Origin of the sequence: Lactococcus termiticola (assembly GCF_003116835.1) — a bacterium.
Classification (GTDB): Bacteria; Bacillota; Bacilli; order Lactobacillales; family Streptococcaceae; genus Lactococcus; species Lactococcus termiticola.
The window spans coordinates 51,377-74,415 of sequence record NZ_BFFO01000006.1 but is presented as its reverse complement, the minus strand read 5'-3'; the positions used below and the strand labels follow the sequence as shown (position 1 = coordinate 74,415).

25 protein-coding genes are annotated in these 23,039 nt (G+C 47.4%); 23 read left to right on the top strand and 2 right to left on the bottom strand.

Annotation, left to right across the window (positions count from 1 at the left end):
• Window positions 1–62: 62 nt before the first annotated feature.
• From NtB2_RS05670 to NtB2_RS08840, 9 genes are all read left to right on the top strand, one after another.
• A complete protein-coding gene (locus NtB2_RS05670; RefSeq protein WP_109245978.1) occupies window positions 63–1,091 on the top strand; it encodes an SDR family oxidoreductase in 1,029 nt (342 codons plus the stop codon).
• Window positions 1,092–1,242: 151 nt separating this feature from the next.
• Entirely contained in the window at window positions 1,243–2,013 is a 771-nt protein-coding gene (gene sufC, locus NtB2_RS05665) for a Fe-S cluster assembly ATPase SufC (protein ID WP_109246017.1), read from the top strand.
• Window position 2,014: 1 nt separating this feature from the next.
• Window positions 2,015–3,274, top strand: coding sequence for a Fe-S cluster assembly protein SufD (sufD, locus tag NtB2_RS05660; RefSeq protein ID WP_109245977.1), 1,260 nt, complete (start codon window positions 2,015–2,017; stop codon window positions 3,272–3,274).
• Complete coding sequence (gene arsC, locus NtB2_RS05655; protein ID WP_109245976.1) at window positions 3,274–3,672, top strand: arsenate reductase (thioredoxin); 399 nt, start codon at window positions 3,274–3,276, stop codon at window positions 3,670–3,672. The genes sufD and arsC overlap by 1 nt, the downstream gene beginning before the upstream one ends.
• Window positions 3,673–4,884, top strand: coding sequence for a cysteine desulfurase (locus NtB2_RS05650; protein ID WP_109245975.1), 1,212 nt, complete (start codon window positions 3,673–3,675; stop codon window positions 4,882–4,884). It abuts the gene before it with no gap.
• A gap of 3 nt (window positions 4,885–4,887) precedes the next feature.
• Complete coding sequence (locus tag NtB2_RS05645) at window positions 4,888–5,370, top strand: SNARE-associated domain-containing protein (protein WP_109245974.1); 483 nt, start codon at window positions 4,888–4,890, stop codon at window positions 5,368–5,370.
• Window positions 5,371–5,391: 21 nt separating this feature from the next.
• Entirely contained in the window at window positions 5,392–5,853 is a 462-nt protein-coding gene (gene sufU, locus NtB2_RS05640; protein WP_109245973.1) for a Fe-S cluster assembly sulfur transfer protein SufU, read from the top strand.
• Window positions 5,853–7,277, top strand: coding sequence for a Fe-S cluster assembly protein SufB (gene sufB / locus NtB2_RS05635; RefSeq protein WP_109245972.1), 1,425 nt, complete (start codon window positions 5,853–5,855; stop codon window positions 7,275–7,277). The genes sufU and sufB overlap by 1 nt, the downstream gene beginning before the upstream one ends.
• A gap of 345 nt (window positions 7,278–7,622) precedes the next feature.
• Window positions 7,623–7,859 carry a DUF4865 family protein gene (locus NtB2_RS08840; RefSeq protein ID WP_109245971.1) on the top strand — a complete coding sequence of 79 codons (237 nt, stop codon included), beginning with the start codon at window positions 7,623–7,625 and terminating at the stop codon, window positions 7,857–7,859.
• A 142-nt stretch (window positions 7,860–8,001) separates the two neighbouring features.
• Here NtB2_RS08840 and NtB2_RS05625 read toward each other — a convergent pair whose 3' ends face one another.
• Together NtB2_RS05625 and NtB2_RS05620 are read right to left on the bottom strand one after the other, a co-directional pair.
• The gene (locus NtB2_RS05625) at window positions 8,002–8,118 is read right to left on the bottom strand and encodes a DUF4044 domain-containing protein (RefSeq protein WP_109245970.1); all 117 of its coding nucleotides are present in this window, start codon (window positions 8,116–8,118) and stop codon (window positions 8,002–8,004) included.
• An 87-nt stretch (window positions 8,119–8,205) separates the two neighbouring features.
• A complete protein-coding gene (locus NtB2_RS05620; RefSeq protein WP_109245969.1) occupies window positions 8,206–8,385 on the bottom strand; it encodes an SPJ_0845 family protein in 180 nt (59 codons plus the stop codon).
• Window positions 8,386–8,589: 204 nt separating this feature from the next.
• On the opposite strand from NtB2_RS05620, the gene tuf reads away from it, so the two are divergent.
• From tuf to NtB2_RS05550, 14 genes are all read left to right on the top strand, one after another.
• Entirely contained in the window at window positions 8,590–9,786 is a 1,197-nt protein-coding gene (tuf, locus tag NtB2_RS05615; RefSeq protein ID WP_109245968.1) for an elongation factor Tu, read from the top strand.
• Window positions 9,787–10,183: 397 nt separating this feature from the next.
• On the top strand, window positions 10,184–11,146 hold the full coding sequence (locus NtB2_RS05610; protein WP_263970109.1) for a ribose-phosphate diphosphokinase: 963 nt from the start codon (window positions 10,184–10,186) through the stop codon (window positions 11,144–11,146).
• Window positions 11,146–12,264, top strand: a complete 1,119-nt coding sequence (locus NtB2_RS05605) for a cysteine desulfurase family protein (RefSeq protein WP_109245966.1) — start codon at window positions 11,146–11,148, stop codon at window positions 12,262–12,264. The genes NtB2_RS05610 and NtB2_RS05605 overlap by 1 nt, the downstream gene beginning before the upstream one ends.
• 9 nt (window positions 12,265–12,273) lie before the next feature.
• Window positions 12,274–12,618: a DUF1831 domain-containing protein gene (locus NtB2_RS05600; RefSeq protein ID WP_109245965.1), complete on the top strand. Its 345-nt coding sequence runs from the start codon at window positions 12,274–12,276 to the stop codon at window positions 12,616–12,618.
• Between the two features lie 92 nt (window positions 12,619–12,710).
• Window positions 12,711–13,499 carry a hypothetical protein gene (locus tag NtB2_RS05595; protein ID WP_109245964.1) on the top strand — a complete coding sequence of 263 codons (789 nt, stop codon included), beginning with the start codon at window positions 12,711–12,713 and terminating at the stop codon, window positions 13,497–13,499.
• Window positions 13,500–13,565: 66 nt separating this feature from the next.
• Window positions 13,566–14,156 (top strand): YdcF family protein, encoded by a 591-nt coding sequence (locus tag NtB2_RS05590; RefSeq protein WP_109245963.1) that lies wholly within the window; start codon window positions 13,566–13,568, stop codon window positions 14,154–14,156.
• Window positions 14,157–14,243: 87 nt separating this feature from the next.
• Window positions 14,244–14,846, top strand: a complete 603-nt coding sequence (cysE, locus tag NtB2_RS05585; protein ID WP_109245962.1) for a serine O-acetyltransferase — start codon at window positions 14,244–14,246, stop codon at window positions 14,844–14,846.
• Window positions 14,843–15,442: a TMEM175 family protein gene (locus NtB2_RS05580; protein ID WP_109245961.1), complete on the top strand. Its 600-nt coding sequence runs from the start codon at window positions 14,843–14,845 to the stop codon at window positions 15,440–15,442. The genes cysE and NtB2_RS05580 overlap by 4 nt, the downstream gene beginning before the upstream one ends.
• A gap of 5 nt (window positions 15,443–15,447) precedes the next feature.
• Window positions 15,448–16,800, top strand: a complete 1,353-nt coding sequence (cysS, locus tag NtB2_RS05575) for a cysteine--tRNA ligase (RefSeq protein ID WP_109245960.1) — start codon at window positions 15,448–15,450, stop codon at window positions 16,798–16,800.
• Window positions 16,793–17,188 (top strand): Mini-ribonuclease 3, encoded by a 396-nt coding sequence (locus NtB2_RS05570; RefSeq protein ID WP_109245959.1) that lies wholly within the window; start codon window positions 16,793–16,795, stop codon window positions 17,186–17,188. The genes cysS and NtB2_RS05570 overlap by 8 nt, the downstream gene beginning before the upstream one ends.
• Window positions 17,189–17,263: 75 nt before the next feature.
• Window positions 17,264–17,665: a DUF1033 family protein gene (locus NtB2_RS05565; RefSeq protein ID WP_109245958.1), complete on the top strand. Its 402-nt coding sequence runs from the start codon at window positions 17,264–17,266 to the stop codon at window positions 17,663–17,665.
• Between the two features lie 155 nt (window positions 17,666–17,820).
• The gene (locus NtB2_RS05560; protein ID WP_109245957.1) at window positions 17,821–19,140 is read left to right on the top strand and encodes an MFS transporter; all 1,320 of its coding nucleotides are present in this window, start codon (window positions 17,821–17,823) and stop codon (window positions 19,138–19,140) included.
• Between the two features lie 127 nt (window positions 19,141–19,267).
• Window positions 19,268–21,133 carry a tRNA uridine-5-carboxymethylaminomethyl(34) synthesis enzyme MnmG gene (gene mnmG, locus NtB2_RS05555; RefSeq protein ID WP_109245956.1) on the top strand — a complete coding sequence of 622 codons (1,866 nt, stop codon included), beginning with the start codon at window positions 19,268–19,270 and terminating at the stop codon, window positions 21,131–21,133.
• Window positions 21,134–21,783: 650 nt separating this feature from the next.
• A complete protein-coding gene (locus NtB2_RS05550) occupies window positions 21,784–22,680 on the top strand; it encodes a class II fructose-bisphosphate aldolase (protein ID WP_109245955.1) in 897 nt (298 codons plus the stop codon).
• Window positions 22,681–23,039: the final 359 nt, after the last annotated feature.

Here is a 23,039-nt window from a genome sequence, read left to right as displayed (position 1 = left end):
TCTTTATCATATACTAAAAACACAGGAGTTACAAGTGTAACGTATATAAGAGGAGAAATCAAATGAAAAACGAAACTGTCTTAGTCACTGGAGCCAGCGGATTTATTGCTGTGAACGCTATCGCAAAGCTTTTGGCTAAAGGCTATAAGGTACGTGGGAGTCTTCGCACGATGGCCCGCCAAGATGAAGTGAGGGCTATGGTCCAGGCAACTGGTCAGCAGGATGTCAGTGGCCTTGAATTTGTCGAAGCTGACCTCGTGAATGCAAATAGCTGGAAGCTAGCTATGCAGGACGTCGACTATGTCATGCACATCGCCTCGCCGACCCCAGCGACCCGGCCGGATTCAGCTGATGCCATGGTTGAGATGGCAGTGACAGGTGTCCGTAATATCTATCAGGCCGCCTATGAGGAAGACGTCAAGCGGATTGTCCTGACCTCAGCCTCTGGAGCCGTCCTTGCCGGCCACAAAAATCACCCGGAAATATTTACTGAGGATGACTGGTCAGATTTATCAAGCGACCTCAATGCCTACCAACGGTCCAAGACAGAAGCAGAGCTTGCCGCTTGGGACTTTGTCAAGTCCCACAAGATGGAGATGGCCAGCATCCTTCCAGTCGGCGTGATGGGGCCGGTCCTTGGCAAAGACTTTTCCCACTCCAACCAAGCCATCAAAGACATGTTTGAGGGTCGGATGCCTTTCCTTTTGAATCTGGCCTTTGACTATGTTGATGTCCGTGATGTCGCTGACCTCCATGTTCTAGCGATGGAGAGACCGAAAGCTGCGGGCGAACGTTTCCTGGCGACCTCTGGCGACAATATCAGTTACAAGGAACAAGCCAGCTTCCTGAAAGCTCATTTTGGAGTTAAAGCCAAGAAGGTCTCGACGAAGGTTCTCCCCAACAGCCTTGTTAAAATCGTTGCTCACTTTAATAAACAACTCCGGATGCCTGCCAGCTTCCTCGGCCAGAATACATCTTGCAGTTCTGAAAAGGCCCGTGCATTGCTGGGCTGGCAAGCTCGTTCAGGTCAGGAGGCTATCATTGCGACAGCTGAGAGCATGTTTGATTTTGGCTTGATTGATGAAGCATAAATAAAAGACAGTTCTCCATTTTTGGAGGGCTGTTTTTTCTCGATGAAAAGCCCATCAAAATCGCCAATTTCACAATCACGACAAAGCCTCAAATTTTTGTTAAAATAGAAACTATAAAATGTCAAAAATTATTGACATTATGGAGGAATTTATGTCAACTTTAGAAATCAAAAATTTGCACGTCCGCATTGAAGATAAGGAAATCTTGAAAGGTGTGAATTTGGTCATCAACACCAACGAAATTCATGCCATCATGGGCCCTAACGGAACAGGGAAATCTACCCTTTCTGCAGCCATTATGGGAAATCCTAGCTACGAAGTCACTGAAGGTGAGATTCTTTTTGACGGTCAAAATGTGCTGGAACTTGAAGTCGATGAACGCGCGCGTCTCGGTCTTTTCTTGGCTATGCAATACCCATCTGAAATCCCAGGGATTACAAATGCTGAATTCATGCGGGCTGCCATCAATTCAAAACGTGCTGAAGACGATAAAATCTCAGTCATGGATTTCTTGAAAAAGCTTGACCAAAACATGGAACTCCTCAACATGAAAGAGGAAATGGCAGAACGTTATCTTAACGAAGGTTTCTCTGGTGGTGAAAAGAAACGTAACGAAATCCTGCAACTCCTCATGATGGAACCAACATTTGCCATCCTTGACGAAATCGACTCAGGACTTGATATCGATGCCCTTAAGGTTGTTTCTAAAGGTGTCAATGCCATGCGCGGTGATAAGTTTGGTGCCCTCATCATCACTCACTACCAACGTTTGCTTGACTATATCACACCAGATGTTGTTCACATCATGATGGAAGGTCGCGTCGTCTTGACGGGTGACGCTGAACTTGCAAAACGTCTTGAAAAAGAAGGTTATGCAAAAATCGCAGAGGAACTCGGTATCGAATACAAGGAAGAGGTTTAAGATGGCAGATCAAAATCTTCAAAACTTTTCCCTGATGCATGAAGAGCCCGCTTGGCTGTCAGACTTGCGCCAAAAAGCAATGACTGCGAGCGCTGAGCTCAACTATCCCAACATCGAACGTGTCCGTTTTTCAGGATGGAAACTGGATACGACTGAGATTGGTGATTTGGATTTTTCTGGCAATGTCCCAGATTTTTCAGCGCTTGGCGAACATCCGATGGTCGTTCAAGTCGGTTCACAGACCTTGCTTGAACAGTTACCGGCTGATTTAGCAGCAAAAGGTGTTGTCTTCACAGATTTCCATTCTGCTTTGAGCGAAATTCCAGAAGTCATGGAAAAATACTTTGCTCAAGCGATTAAATTTGATGAAGATAAGCTTGCGGCGACAAGTACAGCAGCTTTTAACTCAGGTGTGGTCCTTTATATTCCTGACAATGTCGAAATCGACCAACCCGTTGAAACAATTCTCCAGCAAGATAGCAAGTCTAGCTTACCATTTAACAAGCGGGTATTGATTATCGCTGGGCGCAATACGAAGCTCGACTATCTCGAACGTTTGGATACTGTTGGTGATGGCAATGTTAAAGCGATTGCGAATTTTGCGGTTGAGGTCATCGCTGAAGATGGCGCACAAATCAAATATTCAGCCATTGACCGTTTGGGTAAAAATGTGACAGGCTACATCAGCCGTCGAGGTTACATCAAAAATAATGCCACCATCAACTGGTCTCTGGCGGTCATGAATGACGGCAATGTCATCTGCGACTTTGACAGCGACCTTAAAGGCGATGGTTCACACGCGGAACTCAAAGCCGTCGGCATCTCTATGGGCAAACAAATCCAAGGGGTTGATACCCGTGTCACAAACTTTGGCCGTAACTCTATCGGTCATATCCTCCAACACGGTGTCATTCTCGAAAAAGGAACATTGACTTTCAACGGTATTGGTCATATCATCAAGGGTGCGAAAGGGGCAGATGCGCAACAAGAATCTCGCGTCCTGATGCTCTCAGACCAAGCTAGAAGTGATGCCAATCCTATTCTTTTGATTGATGAAAATGATGTTACTGCGGGTCACGCAGCTTCTATCGGACAGGTTGACCCAGAAGATATGTACTATCTCATGAGCCGTGGACTTGATGAAGTGACAGCGAAACGCTTGGTCATCCGTGGTTTCCTCGGCTCTGTGGTCTCAAACATCCCTTTGAAGGCTGTCCGTGACGAGTTTATCGCGAGCATTGATAGAAAGTTAGACCTTTAATGACACAAGTTTATTTCTTATGTACCGGCAATTCCTGCCGGTCTCAGATGGCTGAAGGCTTTGCCCACAAGTATCTGTCAGGCTGGACGATTGCTTCGGCAGGAGTCGAGCAACACGGCTTGAATCCCCGTGCGGACAAGGCTATGGCTGAGGCCGGCGTCGATATTTCTGGACAGACCTCCGACCTGATTGACCTGGACTATTTTAATTCGTCAGACCTTATCATCACACTATGTGGCGACGCCAGAGACAAGTGTCCGATGATTCCAGCAGGCATAAAGCATGTCCACTGGGATTTGGAAGACCCTGCTAAGGCGACGGGGACGGAAGAAGAGGTGTTTGAGGCCTTTCGTGAGACAAGAGATAAAATTGAAGCAGAAATTAGAAAGCTGGCATAAATGTTAGACTTGAAAAAAGATTTTCCAATATTAAATCAGACCGTCAACGACGAGCCGCTGGTCTACTTGGATAATGCAGCGACGACCCAGAAGCCGACCCAGGTGCTGGATGCCGTCCGTCATTATTATGATTTTGACAATGCCAATGTCCACCGGGGCGTGCATACGCTGGCTGAGCGGGCGACAGCTGACTATGAGGCTGGCCGTGAGAAAGTCAGAAAATTTATCAATGCCGGCTCGACCAAGGAAGTCCTCTTTACAAGAGGCACGACGACGGGCCTGAACTGGATTGCTCGCTGGGCAGAGGAAATCCTCAAGCCAGGCGATGAAATCCTGATTTCTGTCATGGAGCACCACTCGAACGTCGTTCCCTGGCAACAGGCGGCGACTAAATCTGGAGCAAAGCTCAAGTTCGTCTACCTCAAAGAGGGCGAGCTGGACATGGACGACCTCAAGGCCAAGCTGACCGACAAGACTAAATTTGTCTCACTTGCTCATGTTTCCAATGTACTCGGTGTGATCAACCCCATCAAGGCAATCGCCCAGCTGGCCCATGAACACGGAGCCTACATGGTCGTCGACGGGGCCCAATCCACCCCCCACATGGCCATTGATGTCCAGGATCTGGATGCTGACTTCTTTGCCTTCAGTGGCCACAAGATGGCTGGACCAACAGGTATCGGTGTCCTTTATGGCAAAGAGGAAATTCTTAATCAAATGTCGCCGGTTGAATTTGGTGGCGAAATGATTGACTTTGTCTACGAAAGCCATAGCACCTGGTCTGAGCTCCCTTGGAAGTTTGAGGCGGGAACGCCAAATATCGCTGGCGGTATCGGACTCGGTGCTGCAGTTGACTATCTTTCAGCCATCGGCATGGAGCAAATCCACCAGCACGAAGCCGAGCTCATCGACTATGTCATGCCGAAGCTCCGTGCTATCCCAGGCCTGACTATCTATGGCCCGCAGGATAATCATAAGCGTGGTGGCGTGATTGCCTTTAATTTAGACGGCCTACATCCCCACGATGTAGCCACAGCCCTTGACATGGAAGGCGTCGCAGTCCGTGCCGGCCACCACTGTGCCCAGCCCCTGCTTAGCTATTTGGATGTCTCAGCCACGGCCCGTGCCAGCTTTTACATCTACAACAGCAAGGCTGACTGCGACAAGCTGGTCGATGCGATATTAAAGACCAAAGAATTTTTTGGAGTATAAAAAATGGTAACTAACGTCATGGACTGGATTGCCTCATTGCCCTTGTGGCAGGCAAGTCTGATCATCTTTGTGGCCGTGGCCTGTCGAGCCCAGTCGACCTACTGGATTGGCCGGGCGATTCAAGCCGGCCTCCTCAAGACCAAATGGGGACAAAAGCGGGCCGAGTCGGCTGAAAAATCCGGCGGTGTCACAGCCATCGAACGATTTGGCCTGCCGATTATCCCGCTTTCCTTTTTGACGGTGGGATTTCAGACACTGGTCCAGCTTGGGGCGGGCCTGATTGGCCTGTCCTGGCTTCGCTATAGTCTCGCTGCCTTGCCGGGCTACATTGCCTACGGTATCATCTATGCGGCGGGTGGCTTGAGCTTGTTTAGGGCCTTGGCGACCGGCTCGATTGGCCTCTTGATTTTGTTTATCATTATCGTGCTTGTCCTTATGATTGCTGGCCATATCCTCATGCGTTATATCAAACGAGAAAATTCTTAAAGCTTAAAGAAAGAAGAAATCATGGCATTATCAAAATTAGATAATCTCTACCGGGCCGTTATCCTCGACCATTCCTCTAGTCCCCGCCATTCCGGTGAGTTGACAGCCGGCTGTGTGGTAGACCTGAACAACCCTACTTGTGGTGATGTGATCCGTCTCCATGTTCAATTTGATGGGGATAAGATCAGCGACTTAGCCTTTTCAGGCCATGGCTGTACCATTTCAACAGCCTCAGCCAGCATGATGACAGAAGCCGTCCTTGGGAAGACAAAAGAAGAAGCGATTGCCTTAGCGCAAGTTTTTTCAGAAATGGTCACAGGTCAAGAAAGTCCGGAACAAGAAAAACTTGGAGACGCTCAGTTCTTAGCAGGTGTCTCTAAATTCCCACAACGTGTGAAATGCTCGACACTGGCTTGGAATGCACTTAAAAAGGCAATCGAGACAGATAATGGCGAAGCAATCATAGAAAGTGAGCACTTATAATGACAGAAGAAGTAAAAGTAGAAACGGTTGATGACGCGGTCGTCGGCCTTGATGAATATAAATTTGGTTTCCACGACAATGCAAAACTTGCCTATACAACAGGGCTTGGTTTGACAGAAGAAGTCGTTCGTGAAATCTCAGCAGCAAAAAATGAACCAGAATGGATGTTGGAATTTCGCTTGAAATCACTCAAAGCTTTCCACAAATTAGACCTCCCAGATTGGGGACCTGATTTGACGAAAATCGACTTTGACGACATCGTTTATTACCAAAAGCCTGGTGATAAGCCAGCACGTACATGGGAAGATGTACCAGACGAAATCAAAAACACTTTTGAAAAAATCGGGATTCCAGAAGCAGAACGTGCTTACCTTGCAGGTGCTTCCGCCCAATACGAATCAGAAGTTGTTTACCATAATATGAAAGAAGAGTTTGAAAAGCTCGGCATTATTTTCACAGACACTGATACAGCCCTCCGTGAATACCCAGAACTTTTTAAAAAATATTTCTCAAAACTTGTACCACCGACAGATAATAAGCTTGCTGCTCTGAACTCTGCCGTTTGGTCAGGTGGCTCTTTCGTTTATGTGCCAAAAGGTGTGAAATGTGAAATTCCAATTCAAGCCTATTTCCGGATTAACAACGAAAAATCTGGTCAGTTCGAACGGACATTGATTATCGTTGACGAAGGCGCCAGTATCCAATACGTTGAAGGCTGTACCGCACCAACTTACTCAGCAGCAAGCCTTCACGCTGCTGTTGTAGAAATCTTCTGCGAAGAAGGGGCCTATATGCGCTATTCAACCATCCAAAACTGGTCTGATAACGTCTATAACCTCGTCACAAAACGTGCTGAAGCAAAAACAAATGCAACAGTCGAATGGGTGGACGGAAACCTCGGTTCACGTGTTTCTATGAAATACCCAGCCGTTTACTTGAACGGTCCTGGTGCCCGTGGTACCATGCTCTCTATTGCCTTTGCCAATGGTGGACAAGAGCAGGATACCGGTGCGAAGATGATTCACAACGCACCAAACACCAGCTCAAGCATCATCTCTAAGTCTATCTCTAAGAGCGGTGGGGCCGTCAACTATCGTGGCCAGGTCACCTTCAACAAGGACTCGGCCCACTCTAAGAGTCACATCGAGTGTGATACGATCATCATGGACGATATCTCTAAGTCAGATACCATTCCATTTAATGAAATCCACAACTCACAAGTGGCTCTGGAGCATGAAGCCAAGGTCTCTAAGATTTCAGAAGAACAGCTCTACTATCTCATGAGCCGTGGCTTGACGGAAAAAGAAGCCACAGACATGATCGTCATGGGCTTCATTGAACCATTCACAAAAGAACTGCCTATGGAATATGCTGTAGAGTTAAATCGTTTGATTTCTTATAGTATGGAAGGTTCGATTGGCTAGAAGGCTGAGGCCTCAATGCGACCAAAGGAAGCATTGAGACCCAGCCTTCTCCAATCGAAGTTGCAGATAGGGAAAACGCAGTTTTCCTCCTTAATGTTAGATAGACTTCTGAATCAGCAACGCAACGTCGACCTAAAAAATGCAATATGAGGGGCAAAAAAGGGGCAAAAAATATGAAAACTTACCAAAAAGTACTCTTATTGTCCTAGCTTTGCCACTGAATTTTGCTTTTTGAAAAAACAAATGCTCTTGTAACTAAGGGCATTTTTTTCGATTTTTCCAACCTTCCAAAACAACTACAATGCAATGCTTCTTTATTGACTACTTGCTTGCCAAAATGTCAACATTGGCATCCCGCTCCAGCTCGAAGTAGATGCAGGCATCAAGGAAGCGACTTATGTTCTTGAGATTGAAAAAGAAATCCCTCGGGCGGCAAAGATGAACGAACCATCCTTTTCCCTTAGGAGTGCTGACGAAAAGGGCTGTGCCTTGATTTATAATCCCGATAAATGGCATTGTGTTGAATTTTACTTTTTTGAAGAATATCCGACAGAGTTTGCAGAAAAAAGGGCAGGTTTATAGTATTCTTTACATATCGATCTAGCTTTTAGAAACTTGACCACACAGTGAAAAAAACACCCTGACTATCGTAACTAGCCAGGGTGTTTGTGTTAGAGGCTGACAACCAACGCTTTGAAGCAAAGAAAAAGGACCCGAAGGCCTTTTACAAAATCGAAAACAGCGCACCGAAAGCCGCAAACAATGTCAATAAAATCATAATCACAGCAACCACCAGCGTAATTTTCTGAAAGGTTGTTTTTTTCTTTTTTTGATAAGCCATAATATCCTCAAGTCAATTTAATAAAGCTATTGTAGCAGGAAATCTCGGTGATTTCAAGGCATATTGATGACGGGGCAATAGAGAGGCTTATTTCCCGGCCTCCTCGTCTTCCTCTTTGGGAGCAAGAAACTTGGCAAAGGGGTCTTCAGCAGGCTTTTCATCCTTTGTGACGGGGTCAGCTCCAGACAAGATGTCGTCTAAGCCAGACACGCCAAGGTTTTCCATTAATTGATCTAAATCATCACGCTTCTTAAAAGTTAATCCCATGATGGCCTCCTCATTACATTTTTCTTCATTGTACTACATTAGCTCCTAAAAAGCGAGACGGATGAATGCTGAAAAATTTTACTAAAAGCGAAGTCATACTTGCTTTATTTAGGATTTTATTATAGAATAGTTAGGAACGGTAGATTGTGACTCCACAGCCTGCCTCAAAAAATAATTATTTTTTCTTAAAGGAGACCATTAAAAATGGCTAAAGCTGTATACGACCGTAGCAAACCACACGTTAACATCGGTACAATCGGACACGTTGACCACGGTAAAACTACGTTGACTGCCGCAATCACTAAAGTTCTTGCTGAAAAATATCCTTCAGACGTAAACGTCGTTAAAGACTACGCGTCTATCGATGCTGCTCCAGAAGAACGCGAACGTGGTATCACAATCAACACTGCACACGTTGAGTACGAAACTCCTGCACGTCACTATGCCCACATCGACGCCCCAGGTCACGCGGACTACGTTAAAAACATGATCACTGGTGCCGCTCAAATGGACGGTGCAATCCTCGTTGTTGCCGCTACTGACGGACCTATGCCACAAACACGTGAACACATCTTGCTTTCACGTCAAGTTGGTGTTCAATACCTTATCGTCTTCCTTAACAAGGCTGACCTTGTTGACGATGATGAATTGATGGAACTCGTTGAAATGGAAGTCCGTGACCTCCTTACAGAATACGAATTCGACGGAGACAACATCCCATTCGTAGCTGGTTCAGCTTTGGGTGCTATCAACGGTGAAGAAAAATACGTTGAAAAGATCGTTGAATTGATGAACATCGTTGACGAATACATCCCAACTCCAGAACGTGATACTGACAAGCCACTCCTCCTTCCAGTCGAAGACGTATTCTCTATCACTGGTCGTGGTACAGTTGCTTCAGGACGTATCGAACGTGGTATCGTTCACGTCAATGACGAAATCGAAATCGTTGGTATCAAGGAAGAAACTAAGAAGGCAGTCGTTACTGGTGTCGAAATGTTCCGTAAGACCCTCGAAGAAGGTATGGCCGGTGATAACGTCGGTGTCCTTCTCCGTGGTATCCAACGTGACGAAATCGAACGTGGTCAAGTTATCGCTAAACCAGGTTCAATCACTCCACACACTAAGTTTGAAGGTGAAGTTTACGTATTGAGCAAAGAAGAAGGCGGACGTCACACTCCATTCTTCGATAACTACCGCCCACAATTCTACTTCCACACAACTGACGTTACTGGTTCAGTTAAACTTCCAGAAGGAACTGAAATGGTTATGCCTGGTGAGAACGTGCACATCGACGTGGAACTCATCCACCCAGTTGCCGTTGAACAAGGTACAACATTCTCTATCCGTGAAGGTGGACGTACTGTTGGTTCAGGTATCGTTGCAGAAATCAAGGCTTAATTTGATTAACATCGATAATAAAGACGTAGCGCATGCTACGTTTTTTTTGTGTTTGATCCGCTAGGTTCCAAGCCAGGCGGTCAGCGGTGGTACTATATTTGAAACATGCCATAACATATGCAAGAACAGTGAGGGTGATGGTAGAAGAGGGAGTGGAAGTAGGCACAAGTGAAGTGGAGGAAATTCCGCAAAACACTGTGAAATAAGGCAAATGGCGAGACCTTTGGGCTCGACATTTAGCAATGAGACCGCGGAGCGGTCTGCTTGCGGCCTCACAGTGTCTTTGCGGAATTTCCGGAACGTAACCTACCATCCACTAAAACGATTTCCCTCCTAACTACTATTTCCCTCCAAATTTTGTTAAAATGGAACTATAATAAATTCGAGGAGAATCGCATTGAACGCTGATCACAATATGAAGCTTTTTGCACTGAGCTCAAACCCTGAGCTTGCCCAAAAGATTGGAGATTACCTGGAAATTCCCCTTGGGAAGCTGACCTCAAAGCAGTTTTCTGATGGCGAAATCCTTGCCCATGCTGAAGAGTCTGTCCGGGACCGTGACGTCTTCATCATCCAGTCGACCTCAACACCGGTCAATGACAATCTCTGGGAGCTCATGATCATGATTGATGCCTGCAAGCGGGCCTCTGTTCGCTCGGTCTCTGCGGTCATCCCTTACTTTGGTTATGCCCGCCAGGACCGGACGGCAGCTAGCCGCCAGCCCATCACGGCCAAGGTTGTTGCTGACAATCTCGTGGCAGCAGGCCTTGACCGGGTTTTGACCCTGGACCTCCACGCTGTCCAGGTCCAAGGCTTCTTCGACATTCCGGTCGACAACCTCTTTACCGTCCCTCTCTTTGCTGAATATTATCATGAGATGGGCCTTGAGGGCGATGACGTTGTTGTCGTTGCCCCTAAAAACTCAGGCATCAAGCGGGCCCGCTCGCTTGCCGAATACCTGGAAAGCCCGATTGCCATTGTCGACTATGAAGACGATGACCAGAAGCGGGAAAATGGCTATATCATCGGGAATGTCAAGGATAAGAAGGTCATCCTGATCGATGACATCTTGAACACAGCAAGAACTTTTACCAATGCTGCTGCCGTCGCTAAAGATGCAGGAGCCAAGGAAATCTTTGCTGTAGCCAGCCACGGCCTCTTCTCAGAGACAGCCGCAGCGCTTCTTGACGCCTCATCCATCCAGGAAATACTCGTGACTGACTCTGTCAAAAACGACAACCCTAAACCTCAGCGTGTGAAATACCTCTCAGCCGCAGAACACCTTGGCTCAGCCATCGAACGCATCCACGAAGGCCGTCCGGTATCTCCACTCTTTGCCTACGAAAAGAACCAAAACTAATGATTTATCTCGATAATGCAGCCACAACAGCTGTCCTGCCTGAAGTTGCACAAAGCGTGACAGATACGCTCTTGAGCACTTATGGCAATCCCTCAAGTATCCACGGTCTCGGCCGTGAGGCAGCAAAGGTTTTAAGGAGCGTGCGAGAAAGTATCGCTCTTCTTTTAGATGCCAAGCAAAATGAAATTACCTTTACATCAGGTGGCTCTGAGAGCAATAATACCGCCATCATTGCCTATGCCCTGGCCAATCAAGAAAAGGGCAAGCACCTGATCACGACGGCGATTGAGCATCCGTCAGTCCTCAAGGCCATGGCCTATCTGGAAGAACGTCTTGGCTTTGAGGTGAGCTATGTTCAACCTAATCCTGACGGGAGCTATACAGCTGAGCTCTTTGAGCAGGTCCTCCGGCCAGATAGCATTCTCCTTTCGATGATGTGGGCCAATAATGAGACCGGCCAGCTCATGCCGGTTGCAGAAGTCGGGGATATCTTGGCAGACCATCAGGCGGCCTTCCACGTCGATGCGGTCCAGGTTATGGGCAAGATTCTGGTGCATCCGGCTGACATCAAGGCTGACTTTCTGTCGGCCTCAGCCCACAAGTTTCATGGGCCAAAGGGGGTCGGTTTTCTCTATCATAAGGCTGGCCTCCGCTTTGACCCGCTGATTCACGGTGGTGAGCAGGAGGAAAAACGCCGGGCGGGGACAGAAAACCTGCATTCCTTGGTCGGTATGGCCCGAGCCTTAGAAATTGCCCAGGCGAGCCTTGACGAGAAGTATGCCCAGGTCGCTAGCCTAAAACAGCATTTGCTGGATGGCCTAGAGGGTCTGGATTACTACCTCAATCGCTTTGGTGAAAGCCTGCCCTACGTCATTAACATCGGCCTGTCTGGCCAAAATCATGACCTGCTCTTGACCAGGCTCGACATGGAGGGCATTGCCATCTCGACAGGATCTGCCTGCACGGCAGGGACCGTTGAGCCTTCTCACGTCCTTGAAGCCGTCTACGGAAAGGCAGACCCTAGGCTCAAGGAAAATATCCGGGTTTCTTTCTCAGAGCTTAATTCGTTTGAAGACATTGATCAATTTCTATCCGTTCTCAAAAAAATCATCCAATAAGGAGCAATCATGGCATTTTTGACTGAAAAACATCTTGACGACTGCAACTACAGCTATCGTCTTTCTAAAAATGTAAAAAAATACACGCTGAAAGACACCACCTTCTTTGAAAACAAGGTCGGCAATTTTGAATTTTCCCGCCTCCTAGAAGAAGTGCCCAACTCAGGCGAAGGCTTTCTCTTGAAGATTATTGTGAATAAGGACTTGACCGGCTTCAAGCTCTCTGTGACCGATAAATCAGGCCTTCGCAATGTCAACATCTTCAAAAACGCCAGCCAAGTCATCCAAGAGAAGTTTTATTATCAGATGGACGCTTTTGTGGCTCGGGAGGTTTTTGAGAAGCTTGAATCTTAGAGGCGATGTCCTTGAAGAAAAGGGCATAAGCCTTTTTCTTTTATTTATAAAGTTGTATAATGAATCATAGACCAGTCGTTGAAAGGACACAAATGAAAGCATTTAACATCAATCCAGAACTACACAATAGAATTAAGGCAAGCCTTCAATATCCAGGAGACTTTCTTCTCAATATTGGCATGACCTATGCCCTCCAAAGTTATGCTTTTATTGCCCCTTCTGAGCCCTTTTATCTTCATATTAACGAAAAAAATATTCTTCCCATCTTTACCAATGAAGAAGATTTTGAAAAATTTAAGGAACACGTGAATAATGAGGAAGTCAAATGGGTAGAGACTTCTGTTATTTCTCTTTTAGATTCCATTGCTGATTCAGAAATTGATACGCTGGGTATCAACGTTGACCTTGAAGCACACAAGGTTGACAGTGACCATGCCTTCTTTGATAAGCTTGCCCTGATGGATTTTATTCGCGAATATACAGAGATGATGAATACTTTTTCAAGCGAAGAAAATCAGCAGGCGGCAAAACTCGATCAATATTTCTTTGTCCCAGCCTTCACAGGAAAAAATGACGAGGGCGAGATCCTTCGGAGCTTTCCTTTGATGACTGCAGGTGACAACAAGAAATATGCTCCGGTCTTTGATAATCTGGACAGCCTTCAAATATGGTACCGCTCAGAGTTCTTCGGTCTTCCCTTTACGAAGGATAAGGGGGATGTTGTCCTGATGAAGCTCTCAGAGATTGAACATCCAGCAGATGCCAAGCATATTTTGGATGATGCTTCAGGCGTAACGATAAACCCTTTGGACGTCGAGATCTCAGAGTATAAGAAAACCATCATTCCTTTCAATATGTTGACAAAGCCTGACTACGATTGAGAAGTCTCAATATATGGCACTTAAACAAAGTCGGTCATTGACGGACTTTTTTATTATGAGGACAGCATGAAAAAAATAAAAATAACACTGATGCTTCTTCTGGGGGCACTCATCATCTGGTCTGGCATCTGCCTCCTCCTCATCTCCTCAAAGACCCACAGTAAGTCTAGTTCAGACTATGGCAGTATCCTGGTCTTAGGCTCTAAAATTGAGGGCAATAATTTAGCAGATAGCTATCCTGCAGCGGCGACCAAGGCCAGGCTGGATGCGGCAGTCAAACTCGCCAAGGCCCGCCCAGGCAGTCGGGTCATCGTCTCAGGGGGAAAAGGCTTTGACGAACCCGTCACAGAGGCTTCCGCCATGGCCAAGTACCTCAAGGCCAAAGGGATTCCAGCTTCTCAAATCATCGAGGAGGATAAGGCCAGCGACACCAGTGAAAATCTCAAGTTTTCAAAGCCCTATCTAAAGGGCAAGACCGTCCTTGTGACCAATGATTTTCATCTCTACCGCTCCCTTTATTTGGCCAAAAAACAGGGCCTGGATAAGCTAGAAGGCGAGGCTGTCGTCAGCCAGACCAAGAATCCCCTGCTCTGGACGGGCTATTATGGCCACGAAATCCTGGGCCTGACCTATGCCTTTATCTTTGGCGAGGGCTAAATCCTTGATAAGCTTGAAACAAGGAGGATGGCAGACGGCCCCTATTTCTGCTATAATTGAAGAAGTAATTTTAGGAACGGTAGAAGAATGAAGGAAAAAAAGAAGGGCTTTTGGCGGGAGGCCATCCGGGTGACCCAGGAGAATGACCCTGCCGCAAGGACGGCCTTTGAGGTAGTCTTGACCTATCCGGGTGTCAAGGCCCTGGCAGCTCACAAGCTCAGCCATTGGCTCTGGAATCACGGCTTTAAGCTTCTGGCCCGGATGCACTCCCAGTTTTGGCGGTTTTGGACCCAAATAGAAATTCATCCTGGAGCCAAGATTGCCAATGGCGTCTTTATCGACCATGGCTCAGGCCTGGTCATCGGTGAGACGGCCCTGGTTGAAACAGATGTCAAGCTCTACCACGGCGTGACCCTGGGCGGGACGGGTAAAGACAAAGGCAAACGCCATCCTCAGGTTCACAGAGGAGCCCTGATTTCAGCCCATGCCCAGTTGCTTGGGCCAATAGAAATCGGTGCCAACAGCAAGGTCGGTGCCGGAGCGGTTGTCGTCGCTGATGTCCCTGAAGACGTGACAGTTGTCGGCGTTCCGGCTAAGGTCGTCCGGGTGCACGGGCAAAAAGACGAGCAGACCATCTTAAACTTAGAAGAACGAAGAGAGGCGAGTTACCACTCCAGCCATTCCAAATGAAGAAATTAAATACAAAGGTCGCTGTCTATGACAGCCATATGATTGGGGTTCTCAGGAGCTTTTCAGATGCTGTGATGAGTATCATTGCCACGCTGATGGTCCTGGAAATCCCCCTGCCAAAGCTCTTGAGCACTGGCCATTATGAGTTTTCTGAAACATTAAATTCACTGGTCATCTTCTTTGTCAGCTTTCTGGTCATTGTCGGTTTTTATTTTAGATTTGTGAATTTTTTTAAGAAAATCGAGAAAATCAGTGGCTGGCAGGTCTTTGCCTATGCGATTTTCCTGATGCTGATTGCCTTATTTCCTTTTATGACCCAGGCAAATAATAATGTCCATCCGACCTTATTTACTATTATTTACATTGCCTATATTGTCCTTACGACCCGCTATTCAAGGGCCTTGAGGGCGAGAATCATGGCCTTCAATGGCCTAGAGGTCAAGAAGGCGGGCTCTGGGCTTTCTTGGGATTATATTCTTATGACAGTCCTAGCGGTGGTCGTGACCATCTTTTTGGGGAATTGGTCGGGTTATGTCCTGCTCTACCTGCCACTCCGTGCCCTGATTGGCTCTGTTGTGTTTGATGAAGAAATGTGAGACTTATGAAAATATACAACACTTTAACAAGAAAACTCGAAGACTTCCAGACAATTGAAGCAAAGAAGGTCCGCATGTATGTCTGCGGGCCGACGGTCTACAATTATATCCACATCGGCAATGCCCGGAGCGTGGTCGCTTTTGACGTGATTCGCAAATATCTGGAGTATGCTGGCTACGCTGTCCACTTTGTCTCCAATTTTACCGATGTCGACGACAAAATTATCAAGGCTTCCAAGGCTGAAGGTATCTCTGCTGGAGCCCTTTCTGACAAGTATATTGCGGCCTTTTATAAGGACACGAAGGCTCTGGGCGTGAAGCCTGCCGACGAAAATCCGCGGGCGACGGCCTTTATCGACGATATCATCCGCTTTATTGCTGATTTGATTGAAAAAGGCTTTGCCTATGAGGCTGACGGCGACGTCTACTTCCGGGTCAGCAGGTCAGAAGACTATGCGAGGCTTGCCGGCAAGAAGCTGGACGAGTTGCTTGACGGGGCCTCAGGTCGTCTGGATGAAGAAGCAATGAAGAAGGAGAGCCCGGCTGACTTTGCCCTCTGGAAATCAGTCGCAGCCGACCGGGAAGAAGACAAGTACGACAGCCCTTGGGGGGCAGGACGTCCTGGCTGGCATATCGAGTGCTCTGTGATGAGCAACAGCCTACTTGGCGAGACGCTTGACATTCACGGTGGGGGTCAAGACCTGGAGTTCCCCCACCATACCAATGAAATCGCCCAGTCTGAAGCTCACAACGGCGTGAAATTTGTCAACTACTGGATGCATAACGGCTTTGTCAATGTCGACGGTGAAAAGATGTCCAAGTCGCTGGGTAATTTTAAGACCGTCCATGAGATGCTGGAAGCCGGCCTCAATCCCCGTGTCCTCCGACTTTTCCTGGCGACAAGTCACTACAGACGGCCAATTGACTTTAATGACGAGGCTCTGTCTAGGGCAGAAAATAATCTTTCTAAAATTGACAATGCCTACCGGAACCTTGACCTAACAGCCTCTTCAGAAGGCCTAGAGGCCTTTGTGACGGGCTTTAAGCAGGCCATGGACGAGGACTTTAATATCGCAAACGCCATGACCGTTTTCTATGACTTTATCAGCTGGGTCAACAAAGGCAATGGTGGAGCCGATGCCAAGGCCTTCTTCGATGAAGTCCTTGAAATCCTAGGTCTTAGTCATGAGCAGGAAGCAGGCAGTCTCGATGAAGAAATCGAGTCCCTGATTGAAGCCAGACAACAAGCTAGAAAAGACCGGGATTTTGCCCGTGCAGATGAAATCAGAGATGAACTCAAGGCCCGGGGCATTATCCTAGAAGACCGGCCTGAGGGCGTGAGGTGGCATCATGAATAGGCCGGAACTCTTAAATGGCATAGCACTGGCCTATATTGGCGATGCGGTCTACGAGGTCGCTGTCCGGGACCATCTTCTTGAAAAAGGCCTGACTCGGCCTAATGACCTGCAGAAAAACGCTGTCCGATACGTCTCTGCCAAGGCCCAGGCCTCCCTGATTTCAGAGATGGAAGCCGACAACTTTTTGACCGAAGTAGAGCAGGACATCTTTAAGCGGGGGCGTAATGCCCACTCCAAGACCTCAGCCAAGAATACAGATGTGATTACCTACCGGATTTCCACCGGTTTTGAGGCGGTCATTGGCTTCTTGCACCTGACGATGGAGGCTGACCGCCTTCAGGAAGTCATGGAATATTGTCTGCTCAAGGTTGACGAGAAAAATTCATAAGCAAAAAACTTTCTATTTCTGAGTAATTAGGCTAAAATAAAATAATCAGTAAAATGAAAGTAAACGAGTAGAAAAATGTATCGCGTAGTCGAAATGTACGGTGTGGACGAGCCCTGGTGGTTCTTTGACGATTGGAAAAAAGACATCGTCAGCACCAAAGAATTTGAAAATTTTTATACGGCCCTCAAATATTACCGGAATCAATGGTATAAATTTGCCGAATCCTTCACAGAATTTAAGAGCAAGGACGACCTGCTCTCAGCTTTTTGGGATGTTGAGGACGAGATTTGGTGCGAGGAATGTGCCGGCTACCAGCAGCGCTATCACAGTATTGCCCTCTTGGAGGACTGGCACCTCTTGCCAGAAGAAAAGAAACGCTGGGCCTATGAGAAGCACTCGGCAGACCCTCAGATAAAGGTCTGTCCAAATGCCTTGAAGGCTCGGGAGACTAAGGATAGTTTGGATGAGAAATTATAGACCTGGAGAAGGTCTTTTTCTTTTGGTGGGAGCCATCTCCACTCCTAGCAATTTATACTTTTCCGTTGTGCTCAGCTCACTTCTCTATTTACAAATCGAATAAAAAAGCGTAAACTATCATTAGTAGTTTATAAATACAAAAAATAGAAAAGAAAATGTCAGAAAAAAAGAAAAGAAAAAATACGACCTTCAGCTCGCTGAGCTACTATAATTATCGGCTCTGGTTTAGCGGTGCCCTGCTTTCCAATATCGGGACCTGGGTCCAGCGGATTGGTCAGGACTGGCTGGTCATGTATATCTTGACCAAGGGAAATCCAGGTCTATCCGGCCTTTATGGTGGGATTGTGACGGCTTTGCAGTTCCTGCCCTTCTTGTTTTTGTCACCCTTTACCGGCCTGTTGGCGGACCGTCTGAACCGCCGCCATCTCATGCTTTTCACGCAGACAATGATGGGCTTGCTGGCCTTGGGATTGGGGCTCTTGACTCTGAACCATCAGGTTACGATATACTGGGTCTTTGCCTTTGCCCTCCTCATGGGTCTGGTGCAGGCTCTGGACAATCCGGTCCGCCAGACTTTTGTCGGCGAGATGGTCGAAAAGAAGGACTTGACCAATGCGGTCGGGCTGAACTCGACTTCCTTTAATTCGGCCCGTCTGATTGGGCCTGCAGTAGGTGGCTTCCTGATTGCCTGGTCTGGGCCTGGCTGGGCTTTTATCATCAATGCCATCTCATTTGCGGCGACAGCAGGCTCCCTCCTTTTGATGCGGAAAAATGAGCTCTATGAGTTGCCGTCAGCCCAGAAGAAGAAGGGGCAAATCAAGGAAGGCCTCCGCTATGTGCGAAATCGTCCAGATATTCTCATTATCATGGGCGTGGTCTCTGTCGTCAGCATGCTGGGCCTAAACAACCAGCTGACTCAGGCCCAGATGGCGATTCACGTCTTCAATATCCCAGAGCCCTCACAATATGGCCTGCTCGGTACCTTCTTTGCCGTCGGTGCTGTGGCGGGCTCACTCATGGCCTCCCGCCGTCAACGGCCGAGGACCCGCCTGGTCGTCGGTTCTGCCCTGGCTTTTGGGGTCACGAGTGGGATTTATGCCATGATGCCGAACTTTTATAGCTTTGCCATTGCAGGGATTGCGGTCGGCTTTTGCGTCTTGACCCTGATTACTTCAGCCAATGCGACCGTCCAGCTTGGCGTGACGCCTGCCATGCGGGGGCGGGTGATGAGCCTCTACATGCTGGTCTTTCAGGGTGTGACCCCTTTTGGTTCGATTTTAGTCGGTTGGATTGCGGGTTCTTGGGGTGTCAATGGTCCCCGTTGGGCCATCGGGATCGGCTCGATTGCCTCGATCATTGTGGCCTTATGTGCGATTTATTGGACCAAGCGACATTGGCATTATAACATCCATCTGAGCCTGAAGTCACAGCCCCATCTGACACTGGATTATCCTCAGCCAGAGGACGACCGATAGGACTTGTCAAATCCTAAAAAAAAAGCTAAAATGTAGATAAATAAAAACTCGAAGGTCAAGGCTCGAGAAGATAGGTGCGGCTTGCACTTATTTTCGCTGTCTTGATTTTTCTTTTGGAGCACTAAAAATGAAACAAGAAAATTATGATGTCATTATCGTCGGGGCAGGACATGCTGGTGTCGAGGCGGCCCTGGCCTCAGCCCGTATGGGGACCAGCACGCTTTTGATTACCATCAATCTGGATATGTTGGCCTTTATGCCTTGTAACCCTTCTATCGGGGGCTCTGCCAAGGGGATTGTCGTCCGTGAAATTGACGCCCTGGGTGGCGAGATGGGCCGTAATATCGACAAGACCTACATCCAGATGAAGATGCTCAATACCGGAAAGGGCCCTGCTGTCCGTGCCCTGCGTGCCCAGGCAGACAAGGAGCTTTACGCCAAGACCATGAAGGAGACCGTAGAAAGCCAGGAAAATCTGACCCTCCGCCAGGGCATGGTCGAAGAGCTCTTGGTCGAGGATGACCGGGTCGTCGGCGTTCGCACAGCGACCGGGACAGAATACGGGGCCAAGGCCGTGGTCATCACGACCGGGACAGCCCTGCGTGGCGAGATTATCATCGGCGAGCTCAAGTATTCCTCAGGGCCAAATAATTCGCTGGCCTCTGTCGGCCTAGCTGATAATCTGCGAAATCTCGGCTTTGAGATTGGCCGTTTTAAGACGGGGACACCGCCTCGGATTTTGGGTTCTTCGATTAACTATGAAGCAACTGAAATCCAGCCGGGCGACGAGGCTCCAAATCATTTTAGCTTCTTGAGCAAGGATGAAGACTACCTCAAAGACCAGGTGCCCTGCTGGCTGACCTATACCAGCACGACCAGCCATGACATCATCAATAAGAACCTGCACCGGGCTCCGATGTTTTCAGGGATTGTTAAAGGTGTCGGCCCTCGTTACTGTCCTTCTATTGAAGACAAGGTTGTCCGTTTTGCTGACAAGCCCCGCCACCAGCTCTTCTTAGAGCCTGAAGGGCGAAATACTGATGAGGTCTACGTCCAAGGTCTTTCAACTAGCCTGCCAGAAGACGTTCAATTTGACCTCCTTCGCTCGATTCCAGGTTTGGAAAATGCAGAGATGATGCGACCTGGCTATGCCATCGAATACGACATGGTCATGCCCCATCAGCTCCGGCCGACATTGGAAACAAAGAAAATTTCTGGACTCTTCACAGCAGGTCAAACCAACGGTACATCAGGTTATGAAGAAGCAGCAGGGCAAGGTTTGGTCGCAGGGATTAATGCCAGCCTCAAGGTTCAAGGGAAGCCAGAACTCATCTTGAAACGCTCAGATGCTTATATCGGTGTGATGATTGATGATTTGGTAACGAAAGGGACTTTGGAACCTTATCGCCTTTTGACAAGTCGTGCAGAATACCGTTTGATTCTCCGTCATGATAATGCGGATATGCGTTTGACAGCAATTGGTCACGAAGTTGGCTTGGTTGATGAAGAACGTTGGACAGCCTTTGAAGCGAAAAAAGCCAGTTTTGATAAAGAAATGGCACGTTTGAACAAAGAAAAACTCAAACCCTTCCCAGAAACACAAGAAAAACTCGGTAAAATGGGATTTGGACCAATTAAAGACGCAGTTTCAGGAGCGGATTTCTTGAAACGTCCAGAAGTAACTTATAAAGATGTCCTTGACTTTGTCGGAGCACCAGAAGAAGCGCTGGATAGAACAGTCATTGAGCTGATTGAGACGGAAACAATTTATGAAGGCTATATCAAAAAAGCCCTCGAACAAGTTGAAAAAATGCACCGCCTAGAAGAAAAACGGATTCCTAAGAATATCGATTGGGATGCGATTGATAGCATCGCGACAGAAGCAAGACAAAAATTCAAGAAGATTAACCCAGAAACGCTTGGACAAGCCAGTCGGATTTCTGGTGTGAATCCAGCGGACATATCGATTTTAATGGTGTATCTTCAAAAATAGGATTTTTGGCTTGCCAGCCGTCCTTTCCCTTCGGGAGTGGGGATGTTTCTAGTAGTGGGTGCTCGCGGAACTAGCTTCGAGTGTTGCTAAGCTCTGCTTAGTCTCCCTACGGGAGCCGTCGCATGGCAAAGCAACGCTACTTGCGGATTTCCGCTCCGCGGATTATGGGAAAGCAAAGCTTTCTCATAATCCCACTACTAGAAAATCCCCTTGGATTAGAGCTCCGCTCCCGCCGTAGGCGGACCGCTTTGCGGGTTTGGCGAAGCCAAACGGCCGAAGGCCAATTCCAGGGGATTTTCTAATAATGGGAAGACAAGTAGCTTTGCTACTTAGTCTTCCGCACAGGGGAGATCCGCAAGTACTATTTCTTTGTGGCATGACGGCTCGCTTCAGCGAGACTGCCCGAGGGTCTTAGTGCTTTAGCACTTAGACTTCCGGGACAGCCTGATCTCATATCGAAGATGTGAGGTTGTTGGCTAAGCAAGGCTTAGAAATAGTCGAAGCTAGCTCCCCGAGCACCCATTATTAGAAACATTCCCAAACCAAACTGAGATAAAGTTAACTCTAACTAGCAAAAGATTTCACAAAATGCTATAATATAAAAGTAAAAATAAGGCAGAAATGCCACAAATCATTCGGAGGAATTTGAAATGGGAATCGTTTCAGCAGAAAAATTCGTACAAGCAGCCCGCGATAACGGCTATGCTATCGGTGGTTTCAACACCAACAACCTTGAGTGGACTCAAGCTATCTTGCGTGCCGCAGAAGCTAAAAAGACTCCAGTCTTGATCCAAACTTCTATGGGTGCTGCTAAATACATGGGTGGCTACAAGATGTGTAAAGTCCTCATTGAAACACTTGTTGAATCAATGGGTATCACTGTACCAGTTGCAATCCACCTTGACCACGGTCACTTTGACGATGCTAAAGAATGTATCGAAATTGGCTACACTTCAGTAATGTTCGACGGCTCACACCTGCCAATCGAAGAAAACTTGAAGCAAGCTGAAGAAATCATCGCTTTGGCTCACGCTAAAGGCATCTCTGTAGAATGTGAAGTTGGTTCTATCGGTGGTGAAGAAGACGGTATCATCGGTGAAGGCGAACTTGCTCCTATCGACGACGCTGTAGCAATGGCTAAACTTGGCGTTGACTTCTTGGCAGCTGGTATCGGTAACATCCACGGTCCTTACCCAGAAAACTGGAAAGGTCTCCACATCGATCACCTTGAAAAATTGAACAACGCTTTGGTTGAACAAGTTGGCCGTAAAGTGCCAATCGTTCTCCACGGTGGTTCAGGTATTCCTGATGACCAAATCCGCGAAGCAATCAAGAACGGTGTTGCTAAAGTTAATGTTAACACTGAATGCCAACTTGCATTCGCAGCAGCAACTCGTAAATTCGTCAACGAATTTGACGCTAACGAAGCTGAATACATGAAGAAGAAACTCTTCGACCCACGTAAATTCTTGGCTCCTGGTTTCGCAGCCATCACTGAATCAGTTGAAGAACGTATCGACGTTTTCGGTTCAGCTAACAAGGCCTAAGTCTTGCTTTGAAAAGTCCTTTTCTAAGGGCTTTTTTTGATGCTCCTTTTTTCAAGATGATTTAGCTTGCATCGCTTCCCCATTTTTGTTAAAATGCAAGATGTGGTCTTATATCCAAATAAGGATCTTAAGTGAAGGAAAGAATGATCTATGAAAAAAAGAAGTTCAAGACATATTAAGAAATCAAATAAAAAGAAAGTGATGTTGACAGGTGCTCTAGTCCTCTCTGCGGCCTCTTTTGGTACAGCTGGACATGCATTAGCTGACGAAGTTCATACAGCTGATGCCAATTTATCAGGTGCAGACCAGATAAATAGCCCCTCATCACCGTCAGATCCGACTCAGCCGACAAAGGTTGC